Source organism: Streptomyces calidiresistens (assembly GCF_014141525.1).
GTDB classification, from domain to species: domain Bacteria; phylum Actinomycetota; class Actinomycetes; order Streptomycetales; family Streptomycetaceae; genus Streptomyces; species Streptomyces calidiresistens.
On record NZ_VKHS01000057.1, the window covers coordinates 1 to 13,450 of the forward strand.

Here is a 13,450-nt window from a genome sequence, read left to right on the forward strand (position 1 = left end):
GGCCGGGATCGGGGGCGGTGCCGTCCGGGAACCGGGGCTCGGCGGCACCGGGGCCAGGTACGCGGTGTCGAGGCTCATGTGGTCTCTTCCGTTCCTTGGGCGGATGGTGCGGGACAGGTGTGCGTGAGCGATCGGCCGGGGTTGCCGGACCGGGTGGGGCGTCGGCCGGGGACCGGTCAGAGGCCGTCTGCCGTGAGGACGGCGGCGGAGAAGGTGAACCCCATGCCGGTGCCGAGCACCAGGACCCGGTCGCCGGGGTTCAGCAGCTCGTTCCGGAGCAGGTGGTCGAGGCCGTACAACTGGTCGCAGGGACCGAGGTGGCCGATGGTGAGGCCGAGCTCCCGCAGGGTGTTGCGCGGACGGAGGTCGGGCAGGGGGCGGACGAAGCTGTCGTGGTGGAGCGTGCGACCGACGAACGGCGTCAGGAACCAGTCGACCTCGTCGGGACCGACCCCGGCCTCCGCCAGCGCCCGGTCCACCACGGCCCGGGTGCACTCGGCGGTCCTGGTGAACACGTCCTTCAGCGAGATCTCACCGGTGGCCAGGAACTCCCGGGTTCGACGCCGCATGTCGGGCTGCCACCCCTCGGGCGCGGTACGGAACGGCTCCGTGCCACGCGACAGGCCCTCCAGCACGGTGTCGGTACGGCTCACCAACGACCGCAGCCGCATCCGCCCGCTGTCACGGGTGACCACCCCGGCCGCGGCGCCGTCACCGAAGACCATGCCGGGCGAGGTGTGCCAGCGGTCGGCGGGCGGGGCGAAGCGGTCCGCCATGGTGATCAGCGCGGATGGCACCTCCGGGCGGGCGGTCAGGGTCGCGGCGGCCACGTCGAGCGTGGCCAGCGAACCGTTGGACCAGGCGTTCACCGTCATCGGCATCGTGTCGAGCGTGCCGCCGAGCAACTCCCGGGCGATCCAGCAGGCGGCCGGCCACATGTCGATGCCCTGGAAGTGCCCGTGACTGTGCAGGTGCACGGTGTCCGGGCCCACCACGATCCCCCGCTCCCGGGCCTCCTTGATCGCCAACCGGCCCGCGGTGACCGCCATGTGGGGCGGTGCCTCCTCGGAGCGCGCGTAGCTGGTCATGCCGGTGCTCTCGGCGGCGTCGGGGGAGTACGCCCCCTCGGCCACCGCCACCGCGACCGGTTCGAGGGCGCCGAGGGTGCCTCCGGTGCCGGCGATCCAGATGTTGTCGAAGCGCATCGGACGGGTCCTTTCCGGGATGCGTCGACCGACGGGCCGACGAGGAGGAGTGGCAGAGGGGAGCGAGGGGTGCCGGTCACGGCCGGAGAGGAGACCCTCGTGTTACCGGTGAAAACGTTATGCAGGTAGCATCTCCGGGGCAACGGCCCGTCGATTCCCGGCGGTTACCTCTCCGAGTAGTTCGGCGATCAGTTCCCCCAGCAACTCGGGGCCGCGCCGCGTCAGCACCGACGCCGGATGGAACTGCACCGAGGCGAAACCGGGCCCGCGCAACGCGTGTACCTCGCCGCACGGCTCCCGGTACACCCGCACCACGCCCTTCCGCTCCGGGCAGGTGAAGGTGTCCCGCGGGCTGTGCGCGGCGAAGGTGTTGTAGAAGCCCACCGGCTCCGTGCGGCCGAAGCACTCGATCGTGCGCTGTACGCCCTGACCGGGCACCGGCCGCCGGACCAGCGGCAACCCCAGGAGTGTGCTGAGCACCTGGTGCCCCAGACAGACGGACAGGAACGGGGTGCCCCGGCGCAGGAGGTCGGTGGTCACCCCGCGCAACCGGGCGATCTTCGGGTCGTCCGGCTCCCGTGGGTCGCCGGGTCCGGGACCCACGATCACCACGTCGTACGCGTCCGGCTCGAACGGCTCATCGTGCCGCCGTACCTCCACCCGGAGGCCCTGTGACCGGAGCAGGTGTCCGGCCATCGCGGTGAACGCGTCCTCCGCGTCGATCACCAGCACCCGACGGCCGAGCAGCGGCGGCAGCGGCTTGGAGCGCCGGTGCGGTTGCTCGAACCAGAAGCCGGCCAGCGGCGTGTTCCGCGCCAGGAGGGCGGCGGCCACCTCGGGATGCGCGGCCAGCGGCCTCCCGCGGCGTCGCACCGGTCCCCCGCCGCCGGTCGGGGCGCGCAACGCCTCGATCAGGCCGGCCGCCTTCGCCCGGGTCTCCTCGGCCTCCCCGGCCGGATCGGAGTCCCGTACGAGCGTCGCCCCCACGGGGATGCGTACCCGACCGTCCGCGTCGATCTCGGCGGTGCGGATGAGGATGGCCGAATCCATCCGGCGGGCACCGTCGGCGTCGCGGCCGATCAGCGCCGCGACGCCGGCGTAGTGGCCCCGCCCCTCGGGTTCGTGGCGGCTGATCACCTCGCAGGCGCTCTCCAGCGGACCACCGGTGACCGTGGGGGCCAGCAGCGTCTCCCGCAGGATCTCCCTCACGTCCAGGGAGCTGTGCCCCTCGATCAGGTACTCGGTGTGCGCGAGCCGGCCCATCTCCTTCAACGCCGGCCCGGTCACCCGGCCGCCCAGGTCGCACACCCGGCCCATCATCTTGAGTTCCTCGTCCAGCACCATGTAGAGCTCGTTGGCCTCCTTGGGGTCGGCCAGGAAGTCGAGCACCTCGCCCGGGTCGGGGCCCTGCGCCGGATAGCGGTAGGTGCCGCTGATGGGGTTCATCACCAGTCGGGACGCGTCCAGGCTGACGTGTCGCTCCGGCGAGGCACCCACGAACGTGCGATCACCGGTGTACACCAGGAACGACCAGTGGCTGCCGGGGTCGCGCCCGGCCAGCCGACGGAAGAAGGACAGCGCGGTGCGGGTCGACCAGCCGGAGACACGCGCCAGGAACGACCGCTTGAGGACGAAGTTGGCGCCCGCGCCCCGGCCGATCTCCTCGGCGACCACGCGGCGCACCCGCGCCGCGTACTCCTCGTCGTCGGCGTCGAAACGACCTTCGTCCATGTCGATGGGCAGGTCCGGCAACCGGGCCAGGACCTCGTCGAACGGCAACACCGCCTGCTCGTCCACGCGCAACGTGAGCAGCGGAGCGCCGTCGTCCGGACAGGCGAAGCCTCGTTCGCGGATCTGCCGGTAGGGCAGCAGGGCGAGCACCTCGTGCCGGGCACCGGTGTCCTCGCTCGAACCCGGGTCCGTCTCCGACAGGGGAATGTCCGCGATCAGCTCACATGAGTCGACCTCCCCGATCAGCAGGTCGATCTTCCCCGGATCGGTCGCACCGGGCCGGTGCAGCAGGGCGAAGGGAGGCGGGTCGGTGCCCAGCACCCTGGACAGCGGTGAGGAGGTCTCCATCAGATGTCCCCCCGGTGTGCGGCGGCCGGCACCGGCGGTCCGTCGAAGGGCCGGGTCTCCCGGCGGTGCGCGACCGACCCCAGAGCGGTGAGCGCCACCCGGGTCGGCAGTGTGACCGAGCAGCGGCCCGCGACGTACTCCAGGGTCTTTCGATGGTGCAGGGCGGAGAAGTCCGCGATCGCGTCGCTCACCACGAAGGTCTCGATGTCGTGGGAGAACCCCTCGTGCGCGGTCATGAGGATGCCGACGTGCGCGTAGACCCCGCAGATCACCAGTTGATCGCGGCCCCGCTCCCGCATCAGCTCCAGCAGTCCGGTCCGGCAGAAGGCGCTGGGCCGCCACTTGGTGAGCACCGTGTCCCCGGGGGCTGGGGCGATCCGGTCGGGGATCGCGCGCTGCTCCTCGTCGGCGCTCATTCCCGCGCCCCAGATGTCCTTGAGCAACCCGCGTTCCCGGTCGCTCATGCCGCCCGGCTGGGCGGTGTAGACAACGGGGGCGCCGATCGCCGCGAACCGGTCGCGCAGCGCCCGTGTGTTGTTCATCAGGTCCGTCAACGGCTGACGTCCCGTGGCCGGTTGGCCGTATCCGAAGGGATTCAGGAAGTAGTGCTGCAGGTCGTGGACGAGCAGGACCGCCCGGTCGGGGTCGATCGTCCAGGGAGCGGCGTTGCGGGGGAGCTCGTCCTCCCTCGGCATGGGGTACGCGTCGATCATGGGTATGGCCATCGTGATCTCCGGAAGAGGGAAGGGGTACACGTCCCGGAACAGCCGGCATGGGCCGGGGACGTGTCACCGGGGCGAACGGTCGATCGGTGGCCGGCCGCTTCCGGCGGTCGGGCCGGTGTGCCGGGGGCGGGCCGGTGGGGGCCGTCAGGCGCCGAGTGCGGCACCGCCGTCGACCACCAGGTCGTGCAGGGTGATCTGCGAGGCCTGCTCGGAGAGCAGGAAGAGGACCGCGTGCGCGATGTCCTCGGGTTGGGCGAGCCTGCCGAGCGGAATGCCGACCCGGTACGTGGCCGGCGACCCGTCGACGGAGTGGCGGGCCGCCTCCCGCGCGCTGTCACCGTCCGGGGCGCCCGCGTACAGCGAGGTGAGCATCGCCGTCTCGGTCGAACCGGGGGCGACGATGTTGCAGCGGATGCCGTGCCGGGCCAGTTCCAGGCCCAGGGTGCGGGTGAAGCTGGTTGCCGCGGCTTTGGACGCCGCGTACGCGGCCATGTCCCAACGGGGGACCCGCGCCGCGTTCGACGCGACGGTCACCACCGCGCCCGAGCCGCGCCGGACCATCCGCCGGGTGACGGCCCGGCTGACATGGAAGACCCCACCGACGTTGACGTCGAAGGTCAACTCCCAATCCTGATCGCTGTATCCGAGGACCGGGCCGGATCGCAACACGCCGGCGGCGTTCACCAGGTAGTCCAGCGGACCCAGTTCCTCCTCCGCGCGCTCCACGGCCCGGTCGACCAGATCGCTCGAGCGGATGTCCACGGCGAGCGCCAGTGCCCGGCCCGCCGTCTCGCGGAGTTCCTTGACCAGCGCGTCCAGCGCCGTCCCTTCGGTGTCCAGTGCCGCGACCCCGACTCCGGCGTGCGCCAGCGCGCGGGCCACGGCGGCGCCGATGCCGCCCGCCGCGCCGGTCACCAGGGCCGTACGGCCGGGTGGGAACGGGAGGATTCCGCCGGCCGCCGGGTGCGCGGGGTCGGTCGCCGTGGTGTGAGGTGTCCTCGTCATGAGCTCTGCCTCCTGCCGTTCCGCTGGGCCGCGACCGCCCGGCGGCGGCGGTGCAGGGTTTCCGCCCGCCTCGCCAACCGCGCCCGAACCGTTTCGGCGGGGACGCCCAGACAGCGCACCGTGAAGGAGGACAGCGCCTCCAGGTACTCCGCCTCCAGCACTTCTTCGTCGAGCCGGGTGGAGTGACCGTCCTCGATCAGGATCCGGCCGGCGACGATCACCGTGTCGATGTCCATCGACCCGCCGAGCGAGAGGAAGCCCTCCAACGGTCGGGGGTTGAGCAGGTAGCGCCAGTCGTCGGTTCGCACCAGAAGCAGATCGGCCTGCTTTCCCGGTTCCAGGCTCCCGATGTGTTCGCCCAGGTCCAGGCCGCGTGCGGGCAGTCTGGTGGCCATGGCCAGGGCGTCGGTCGGCAGCACCTCGGTGGGGTCGGCGTACATCTCGTTGTAGTGCTGCCACACCGCCCGCATCGCCTCCGGCATACCGCCCACCGGCAGCGCGGCGCCGTCCGTCGACACCGACACGTCGAGACCCGCCCGCCGGAACTCCGGGATCATCCGGGTCTCCGAAATGGTGGACTCACCGGTCTGGCCGTACTTGGCGGGTGAATGGCTGATGTGTGCGCCCGCGTCGATCAGCAGCGCCCGCTCCCCGGGGTCGGCGAAGCCGCAGTGCACCGCCATGAAGCGTTCGGACAGTAATCCGGCCTCGGCGAACCGGCGCACCGGGGTGGCTCCGTAGTAGGCGAGCATCACCTCCGCCTCGTGGCGCAGCGCTCCCACGTGAGTGGCGAACGGCACGTCGTAGCGGGCGGTCAACTCGGCCAAACCAAAAGCCAGTTCGTCGGTCATGTTGGTGCCGTAGACAGCGGTGGGCCAGGCCCGTACCAGGCCCCCGGGGTCGGCGGCGCACTCCTTCAGCAACTCCTCGATGCGCTGCAGCTCCAGATCGGTGTCCCGGGTGCGGGTGTGGTGACCGTCCCCGGGAGCACACACCGCGTCTGCGGCCCAGGTGCTCACGGTGCAGCGCATCCCCAGGTCCCGGGCGGCCTGCGCCAGCGCCCGGGGCTGGTTCAGCGAGCCGACATCGCCCAGCGCCGTGACACCCGAGCGCAACTGGGTCCACATCGAGTAGCGGGCGATGGCCAGCGCCTCGTCGGGCGTCAGTCGGTCGATATGGTCGTGGAAGGTGTCGAAGGCGACGGAGATCTGCGGGACGTCACCACCCATGGCCATGAACACCGGCCTGTCGTCCCGGTCGGACGCGGGCCGCAGCGCTCCCTTGAACGGAAAACGCATGGCGAACATCTCGTGCCAGTGCGCGTTGACGAAACCGGGGAGGATCATCCGGTCGTCGGCCTCGATGGTGCGCAGCCCGGCCCGCCGGCGTGGTGTGATCGCCGCCTCGACCTCGGCCAACGGCCCCGCCGCGACCACTTTCCGGTCCTCGATGAGTACCGCGCCGCCCGGAACGACCCGGGCGGCGGCGTCGGCGGGATAGAGCACGCCGCCGCGGATCAGCAGAGCGCTCATGTCGACACCCCCGCGGTGCGGGCGGCCCAGGCCGCGTCCAGGTGCCGCTGCCAGGCAGCCAGCGTCGGGGCGGCGGTCAGCTCGGCGAAGTCGGCGGGTACCCCCTGCCGGTGCCAGCGCGTGACCAGCCTCATCATTTCCAGCGACCCCAGGCCGAGATGGACCAGATGGGCGTCGTCGGGCACCTCCCGAGGGGGCACTCCGAGTGCGCCCGCCACGGCTTCCCGCAGTTCCCCCGCGGAGAGCGGAGCGGTACGAGGCCGGACCCGGGGTCGGTGCGTGCCCTGTCCGGCACGGGAGTTGACGGTCATACGGGTTCACCCTTTCGTCATGGACGGCGCGGTCGGCGGGCCCGCGGACGCGGCCGTCCCGGCACCTACGGAGGACACCGCCCGCCCGGTGGGTCCGGACGGCTCCCAACCACGGGGCGCCGTCGGGTCGGCGGCAGCCGCGGCCAGAACCTTCTTGTCGACCTTCCCGAGCGGTGTCAGCGGCAGCCGGGCCACGTACTCGGCCCGGTCGGGCAGCTTGAAGTCGGCCAGCCCGCGTTCCTGCAGGGCAGCCTTCAACACGGTCAACGGCGGCTGCTCCCCCCGGCTCACGAGGAACGCGTAGATTCGCTCGCCCATGAACTCGTCCGGCACCGGCACCACCGCCGCCGCCGAGATGCCGGGAACGGTCGCCAGCTGTGCCTCCACCTCGCCGGCCGCGATCTTGTCCCCGCCGCGGATGACGATGTCCTTGATCCGCCCCTGGACCACCAGCCGCCCCTCGGGGGTCATGGCGGCCACATCGCCGGTGCGGTAGAAACCGTCCGCGGTGAAGGCCCTGGCGTTGTGCTCCGGCGCCCGGTAGTAACCCCGCAGCGTGTAGGGGCCGCGTGTCAACAATTCGCCGGTCCCGCCCCGGGGCACCGGATGCCCGTGTTCGTCGACGATCAGTACCTCGTCGGACTCGGAGACCGGTTGCCCCTGGGTGTGCAGGACGGAGTGGTCGTCATCGTCCGGCCGGGACATCGTCAGCAGCCCCTCGGCCATCCCGAAGACCTGTTGGAGCCGGCACCCGAGCTCGGGTGTGATCCGCGCGGCCAGCTCCGGTTCCAGCCGGGCCCCGCCGATCTGAAGCACCCGAAGGCTCGACAGGTCGGCGTCCGACCACTCCCGCTCCTCCAGCCAGAGCCGGGCCACCGTGGGCACGACGGACGTCAGGGTCACCCGCTCCCGCTCGATCAGCCGGAAGCAGCCGTCCGCCGTCGGATCGGGTGCCAGGACCACCGTGCCGCCGCGGGACAGCGTGCCGATCACCCCGGGGCAGCCCCAGGTGAAGTTGAACTCCACCGGCAGCGCGGCCAGGTACACCGTGTCCCGTCCCAGTCCGAGCAGCTCCGCGACCGTACGGGTCTGGTACGCGTAGTCGTCGTGCGTCCGGGGGATGAGTTTGGGAAGCGCGGTCGTCCCGCCGGAGAGCAGGAAGAACGCCACGTCGGAGGGGTCGGCGCCGGGGAGCGGGAACGGCTCCGCGTCGACCCGGCCCAGTGGTACGACCAGGCCGTCGCCGTCGCCGTCGGCCTCCTGGTCCGCGTCCCCGTCCGTGTCCAGAACGAACACCTTCGTCAGGGAGGGAAGTTCGGCGGCGATCCGCCGTCCCAGCGCGGTGTGGTCGAAGCCTCGGAACACTCCGGGCACCACGTACCCCTTCGCCCCCGACAGCTCGCACAGGTGGCGTATCTCCTGCGCACGGTGCGAGGTGAGTGAGAAGACCGGCTTCGCCCCCATCCGGAACAGCGCGAAGGCGATCTCCACGAACTCCGGAACATTGGGCAGTTGGAGCACGATTCGGTCACCCGGCCGCACTCCCGCCCGGACGAACCCGGCCGCCCGTCGATCGATTCGATCCGCCAACTCGCGGAAGCTCATCCGTTGTTCACCCGCGACCAACGCGGTGTCCGTGCCGTACGCCCGCGCCCAGGCCCGGGGCAGCGAGCCCAGGTCCGTGCCGAGCCAGATCCCTTCGCGGCGATAGCGCGCGGCCGTCGCGGCGGGCCATGGCGTGCAGTCCTCGAGCATCACCGTCGACTCTCCTCATCCGTGGTGGCGTGGGCGATCTTGTCGGGGCGGGCGGTGATCTCCAGGACCGCGCAGGCGACCTCCATGCCGGGGCCGGCCGCGAGCAGCAGCACACGATCACCGGGCACCACCTCGCCCCGGGACCACAGCCGATCCAGACCGATGAACGGGTCGGCCGCGCCGACATGGCCGATGTCGCGGGTGAGGTCCCGGGTGCCGATCTCCGGTTCGAGGTCCAGTGGATCGAGATAGATGCTGTGCAGCGCCCCCTCCGCGTATCCGGTGTGGCAGATCCGGGTGAGTTTCTCCGGCTCCGTACCGGCTTCCGCCACGACCCGATGCACCGTCTCGGCGACCACCTCGCCGAAGTGGACCGAGGGCCCCGCGCTCCCCCGCTCCCACTGCCGGCGCGCAAAGGCGTTGCGCTCCTCGAAGTTGAGCGATCTGCCGAGAGTGATACCGGGCGGGAAGAGCTGTTCACCCGCACGGTGCAGCTCCTCCAGCGCGGGTGCCGAGGCCACCCCGGTGGAGAGCAACCGGGCGAAACCGGGTCGCCGGGACACCACCGCGGCCGCTCCGCCGTCGGCGAGCAGGAAGAGCTTCGAGGAGTTCCAGCGGTCCACCACATCCGGCGAGAAGTTGTCGGCGGAGGTGAGCAGTACCGCGTCCGCCGACGGGTCCGCGACCAGTCGGTGCGCGGCCGACTCCAGGGCGGTCAGCATGCCCGTGCACCCGGGGCCGATCTGTGCGGCGCCGATCGGTCGATCGATGGTGTGGCGCAGCACGTAGTGCGGTGCGGACCAACCGTCGGGCCCCTGGTGGTAGGTGGCGCAGTGCAGCAGCGCGCCGTAGTCGTCCGCCGTCAACCCGCTCGCCGTCGCGCGTCGTACCGCGATCTCGGCGGCCCGTACCGCCATCTCGGGGGCGGGTACCGCGCCGGCGACCCGTACCGCGCGCATCCCGGAGGATTTCCGTTGGGCGGACCCGTACCAGCCCCGGGCCACGGCCTCATCGGTCCCCACCGCCTCCGGCAGCCAACTGCCGATGCCCGCGAGGTGGATCTCGGCCTCGACCCTCATGACCGTGTCCCCGGGTCGGCCGGCACCAGGTACCGGGCGACGCTGTCCAACTTCTCGCAGGTCTCCTCGAACTCCCGTTCCGGGGTGGAATGTCCGACGATCCCGGCACCGGCCCGCAGCCATGTACGGCCGTCCCTGCGATACGCGCTTCGCAGCACCAGCGCGGCGTCCATCGTCCCGCTGTGGTCCACGGTGAGAACCGCTCCGCTGTACAGGCCACGAGCCTCGGGCTCGTGGCGGCGTATCGACTCGTAGGCGGCCTCCTTGGGCACGCCCGAGGCGGTCACGGCCGGGAACACCGCACCGAACGCGTCCCACGCCCCGCTGTCGGGCGCGAGCCGGCCGGCGACCCGGGAGGCGAGGTGCTGCACACTGCCGCGCTCCCGGATCGCCATGAACTCCGGTACCTCCACGGAGCCCTCGACGCACACGTCCAGCAACTCGTCCGCCCCGGTCTTGACCGAGATGGCGTGTTCGTAGACCTCCTTCGGCGAGCCGAACAGATCCGCCCGCAGACTCTCGTTCACCAGTGTGTCGCCGGTCAGCGCGCGGGTGCCGGCCAGCGGCTGGCTGACCACCCGGCCGTCCTCGGAGACCTGCACGACGATCTCGGGGCTGAAGCCGATCGCCTCGGTGCCCCCCAGGTTGAGCATGAAAGAGCGGGCGGGGTTGTTCCCCCGGCGCCCGGCCACATAGGTGGCGGTCAGGTCGATCTCGCCGGGCACCTCGACGACCCGGGACAGGATCACCTTGTGCAGTTCACCCGCGTTGATCGCGTCGACCGTGTGGCGGACCGCCTCCCGGTAGCGCGTGCCGTCGGTGGCGTACACGTCCAACGGCTCGGGTCGGGGGGCGTTTCCCGACCCGGGGGTGATCACGGTCCTCACCAGGGCCTCCAGGGTCTCCTGGTCGGCGGCGCGCAGCAGGGCGTGGCCGGCACCGAAGCGGACCTCGGCTCCGGGCACCACCAGCTGCATCAGCCGGCCGGTGCCGAGGTGGGCACGGTCGCCGTTCTTGGCGTACGAAAGTTCGAACGCGGCCCAGCCGTAGGCCCGCCAGTTGGGCACCTCGACCTCGGCGAGCAGCTCGGAGACCAGCCGTAGCGGCTGATCGCTCCACGGCAACTCGGAGTCGGGCAGTCCTTCCTGGGTGAGTCGGGCGCCGTCCCGGTCCAGGGTGAGTTCGGCGCGGACCCCACCCGCGTAGGACCAGCTCCCGTTGTTCTCGTAGACGACGTACGACTCGTGCAGACCCGAGTCGGCGAGACGTGCCGCGATGAGCAGCGGGTCTTCGGAGAGCGGCAGTTGGGTTTCGTAGTAGTGGCGTGAGGCGGTGGTGATCATCTGGGTGCCCTCTCGTGAGACTGTTACCTTCAAAAAGATTACGGAGGTAACATCTCCGGGGCCACGAACCGCCGATCAGCGCTACTGATCGGAGTGCCAAGCCCCGGACGTGCCACGGGAGGACGGATCACACCGCCCTCCCGGTCGCACCCCGTGTGAAAGGCGCGACGGTTCGTAACCGACGCGTCCGCGCGGCGTTGGGCATCGTGCGCCGCCACCCAACCGGCGGTGCTGACCGCGACACATGAGGAGCGCCCCATGCTGCGAGGGCTGACCACCGCCAGGTTCCATGTCGGGGACCTGGACGCCGCGAAGCGGTGGTACACCGAACTGCTCGGTGTCGAGCCGTATTTCGAACGCCCGGGGTACGCGGAGTTCCGCATCGGCGACTACCAGCACGAGTTGGGGCTGATGGACAGCGCGTACCTCCGAGACCTCGGGGACCACGACACCGCCGGTACCGGCGGCCCCATCGTGTACTGGGCCGTGGACGACGTCCGTGCCGTCGTGGCGCGGCTGTTGTCCCTCGGCGCCCGGGAGCACGAGCCGGTTCGCGAGTTCGGTGAGGGCTTCGTCGCCGGCTGTGTCACCGACCCCTTCGGAAACGTGCTCGGCGTCATGGAGAACAGCCACTACCTGGAGGTCCTCGCCTCCCGCGGCTGATCCCGGGGTGGGCCGGCCTCGGCCGGGGGCGGGCGCACGGACCCGCCCCCGTCGCCGGGGCGAACCGGCGGCGGGGGCGGGCGTACGGGGGCGAATGTCCGTTCCACAGGGAACATCACGGCCAACGCCCCCGGGGCGAACCGCGTCAGGCCGTGTCGCGGACCCGACCCCACCGTGGCACTCCGACCTCAAGGGCCTCTCGGACGCGACTCGATACCGTTACGGGCGGGAGGCCCTGCCCGCTCCCCCCGGGCCGCGCGCGGCCAGGCGCTCGTCCGGAAGCAGCAGGGCCAGCACCAGCGCCGCCAGAAGGAGGGGGCAGGCCGCCAGGAAGGCGGAGGACAGCGCCTCGCCGTACACCTCGGCCACCGCGGCGGTCTCCCGGGCGCCGAGTCCGGACACCTCGCCGGGGGAGAGGTGTCCGGAGAGGATCCGGTCCGCGAGTTCCGACGGCAGACGGTGGGCCGCTTCGGCGGTGATCCGCGCGTTGACCAGGGCGCCGAGCACGGCGACGCCGAAGGCGACCCCCAGGTTGCGGGCCAGTCCGACGGTCGAGGTGCTCACCCCCATGTGCCGCCGTGGGGCGGCGCTCTGCGCGATCACCGTGGTGACCTGGGAGGACATGCCGACTCCGATGCCCAGCACGGTCAGCAGCAGACCGATGAACGGCAGGCCGGTGTCCGGGGAGGCGAGGGCCAGTGTCCCGGTCGCGACGAGGGCCAGGGCGGTGCCGATCACCGGAAACCACTTGTACCGACCGGACCTGCCGATGGACCGGCCGACCAGCATGGTGGCCAGGGCCATCCCGGCCATGGCCGGGAGGAACAGCAGTCCCGTGCCGGTGGGGCTGACCCCTGCGGCCATCTGGAGGAACAGCGGAACGAAGCTCACGCAGCCGAAGAAGGCGAAGCTGACGGCGAAGGCGACGGCGACCGCGATGGCGAAGGGCCGCCGGGAGAAGAGGTCGAGGGGGACCGCGGGGTCGGACGCGCGCCGTTCGACGCGCAGCCACAGCAGAAGTGCCGGGGCGGCGGTGATCGCGAGCGGCAGGACCGCGGGGTGGGCCCAACCGTGGCGGCCGGCCAGGTCGGTCAACAGGACCAGGCAGCAGATCAGGCCGGTCAGCAGGGCGAGGCCGGGAAGGTCGAAGGGCGGGCGGGAGTCCGCTCGGGGCCCGGCGGGCAGCAGGAGTCGGAGGCCGATGAAGGCCACGATGCCGATCGGAACGTTGACGTAGAAGATCCACTGCCAACCGAGGAGGTCGGTCAGCAGGCCGCCGACCGGTGGACCCGACAGGTTGGCGATGATCATGACGCCGGCGAACCAACCCTGGTAGTGGGCCCGCTGTCGGGGGGGCAGGAGATCGCCGAGCACGGCGAAGGCCCCGACCTGGAGGCCCCCTCCCCCCAGTCCCTGGAGCGCCCGGAAGACGATCAGTTGTTCCATCGAGGTGGCCATGCCGCAGGCCACCGAGCCGAGTACGAACAGGGCGATGGCCGCCAGGTAGACGCTCCGTCTCCCCAAAAGATCCCCAAGCTTCCCGTAAACGGGCATGGCCATGGCGAAAGTGAGCATGTAGGCGGTGAACGTCCAGCTGTACAGGTGCATGGCGCCCAGGTCCGCGGCCAGGCTCGGGCCGGCGGTCGCCACGATCGACTGGTCCAGCATGGACATGGCGCTGGTCAGGAGCAGGGCGCCGAGGAGCAGGGGGACTGTCTCGTATACACATCGGACGCTTCCGACGAAGCTGCAA

Annotated in this window: 11 protein-coding genes; 1 reads left to right on the forward strand and 10 read right to left on the reverse strand. The window is 71.4% G+C overall.

All coding sequences use genetic code 11. The features are described 5' to 3' along the window. Positions 1 to 176 precede the first annotated feature (176 nt). From FOE67_RS04730 to FOE67_RS04770, 9 genes are all read right to left on the reverse strand, one after another. Positions 177 to 1,205 (reverse strand): ketoacyl-ACP synthase III family protein, encoded by a 1,029-nt coding sequence (locus FOE67_RS04730; protein ID WP_182660732.1) that lies wholly within the window; start codon positions 1,203 to 1,205, stop codon positions 177 to 179. 117 nt (positions 1,206 to 1,322) lie between these two features. After that, positions 1,323 to 3,284 (reverse strand): anthranilate synthase family protein, encoded by a 1,962-nt coding sequence (locus FOE67_RS04735; protein ID WP_182660734.1) that lies wholly within the window; start codon positions 3,282 to 3,284, stop codon positions 1,323 to 1,325. Then, entirely contained in the window at positions 3,284 to 4,009 is a 726-nt protein-coding gene (locus tag FOE67_RS04740; RefSeq protein WP_182660736.1) for an isochorismatase family protein, read from the reverse strand. Before FOE67_RS04740 ends, FOE67_RS04735 begins: the two co-directional genes overlap by 1 nt. A gap of 144 nt (positions 4,010 to 4,153) precedes the next feature. Then, a complete protein-coding gene (locus FOE67_RS04745) occupies positions 4,154 to 5,014 on the reverse strand; it encodes a 2,3-dihydro-2,3-dihydroxybenzoate dehydrogenase (protein ID WP_182660738.1) in 861 nt (286 codons plus the stop codon). After that, complete coding sequence (locus FOE67_RS04750; protein ID WP_182660740.1) at positions 5,011 to 6,546, reverse strand: amidohydrolase family protein; 1,536 nt, start codon at positions 6,544 to 6,546, stop codon at positions 5,011 to 5,013. Before FOE67_RS04750 ends, FOE67_RS04745 begins: the two co-directional genes overlap by 4 nt. Next, positions 6,543 to 6,857 carry a phosphopantetheine-binding protein gene (locus FOE67_RS04755; protein WP_182660742.1) on the reverse strand — a complete coding sequence of 105 codons (315 nt, stop codon included), beginning with the start codon at positions 6,855 to 6,857 and terminating at the stop codon, positions 6,543 to 6,545. The genes FOE67_RS04750 and FOE67_RS04755 overlap by 4 nt, the downstream gene beginning before the upstream one ends. A gap of 6 nt (positions 6,858 to 6,863) precedes the next feature. Next, positions 6,864 to 8,612: a (2,3-dihydroxybenzoyl)adenylate synthase gene (locus tag FOE67_RS04760; protein ID WP_182660744.1), complete on the reverse strand. Its 1,749-nt coding sequence runs from the start codon at positions 8,610 to 8,612 to the stop codon at positions 6,864 to 6,866. Then, entirely contained in the window at positions 8,612 to 9,691 is a 1,080-nt protein-coding gene (locus tag FOE67_RS04765) for a ketoacyl-ACP synthase III family protein (RefSeq protein ID WP_182660746.1), read from the reverse strand. Before FOE67_RS04765 ends, FOE67_RS04760 begins: the two co-directional genes overlap by 1 nt. After that, complete coding sequence (locus tag FOE67_RS04770) at positions 9,688 to 11,034, reverse strand: salicylate synthase (protein WP_182660748.1); 1,347 nt, start codon at positions 11,032 to 11,034, stop codon at positions 9,688 to 9,690. The genes FOE67_RS04765 and FOE67_RS04770 overlap by 4 nt, the downstream gene beginning before the upstream one ends. Before the next feature lie 258 nt (positions 11,035 to 11,292). Between FOE67_RS04770 and FOE67_RS04775 the strand changes: the two genes are divergently transcribed. Beyond that, positions 11,293 to 11,697, forward strand: coding sequence for a VOC family protein (locus tag FOE67_RS04775; RefSeq protein WP_182660750.1), 405 nt, complete (start codon positions 11,293 to 11,295; stop codon positions 11,695 to 11,697). 219 nt (positions 11,698 to 11,916) lie between these two features. On the opposite strand, the gene FOE67_RS04780 is transcribed toward FOE67_RS04775, so the two are convergent. Then, positions 11,917 to 13,450, reverse strand: a 1,534-nt coding sequence (locus tag FOE67_RS04780) for an MDR family MFS transporter (RefSeq protein WP_182660751.1), incomplete at its 5' end; no start/stop codon positions are given.

What these genes read in the sequence shown, in the direction of transcription:
- FOE67_RS04745 (WP_182660738.1), bottom strand. Translation starts at nt 5,014, where the DNA reads ATGACGAGGACACCTCACACCACGGCGACCGACCCCGCGCACCCGGCG.
- FOE67_RS04770 (WP_182660748.1), bottom strand. Translation starts at nt 11,034, where the DNA reads ATGATCACCACCGCCTCACGCCACTACTACGAAACCCAACTGCCGCTC.
- FOE67_RS04760 (WP_182660744.1), bottom strand. Translation starts at nt 8,612, where the DNA reads ATGCTCGAGGACTGCACGCCATGGCCCGCCGCGACGGCCGCGCGCTAT.
- FOE67_RS04765 (WP_182660746.1), bottom strand. Translation starts at nt 9,691, where the DNA reads ATGAGGGTCGAGGCCGAGATCCACCTCGCGGGCATCGGCAGTTGGCTG.
- FOE67_RS04735 (WP_182660734.1), bottom strand. Translation starts at nt 3,284, where the DNA reads ATGGAGACCTCCTCACCGCTGTCCAGGGTGCTGGGCACCGACCCGCCT.
- FOE67_RS04730 (WP_182660732.1), bottom strand. Translation starts at nt 1,205, where the DNA reads ATGCGCTTCGACAACATCTGGATCGCCGGCACCGGAGGCACCCTCGGC.
- FOE67_RS04740 (WP_182660736.1), bottom strand. Translation starts at nt 4,009, where the DNA reads ATGGCCATACCCATGATCGACGCGTACCCCATGCCGAGGGAGGACGAG.
- FOE67_RS04775 (WP_182660750.1), top strand. Translation starts at nt 11,293, where the DNA reads ATGCTGCGAGGGCTGACCACCGCCAGGTTCCATGTCGGGGACCTGGAC.
- FOE67_RS04755 (WP_182660742.1), bottom strand. Translation starts at nt 6,857, where the DNA reads ATGACCGTCAACTCCCGTGCCGGACAGGGCACGCACCGACCCCGGGTC.
- FOE67_RS04750 (WP_182660740.1), bottom strand. Translation starts at nt 6,546, where the DNA reads ATGAGCGCTCTGCTGATCCGCGGCGGCGTGCTCTATCCCGCCGACGCC.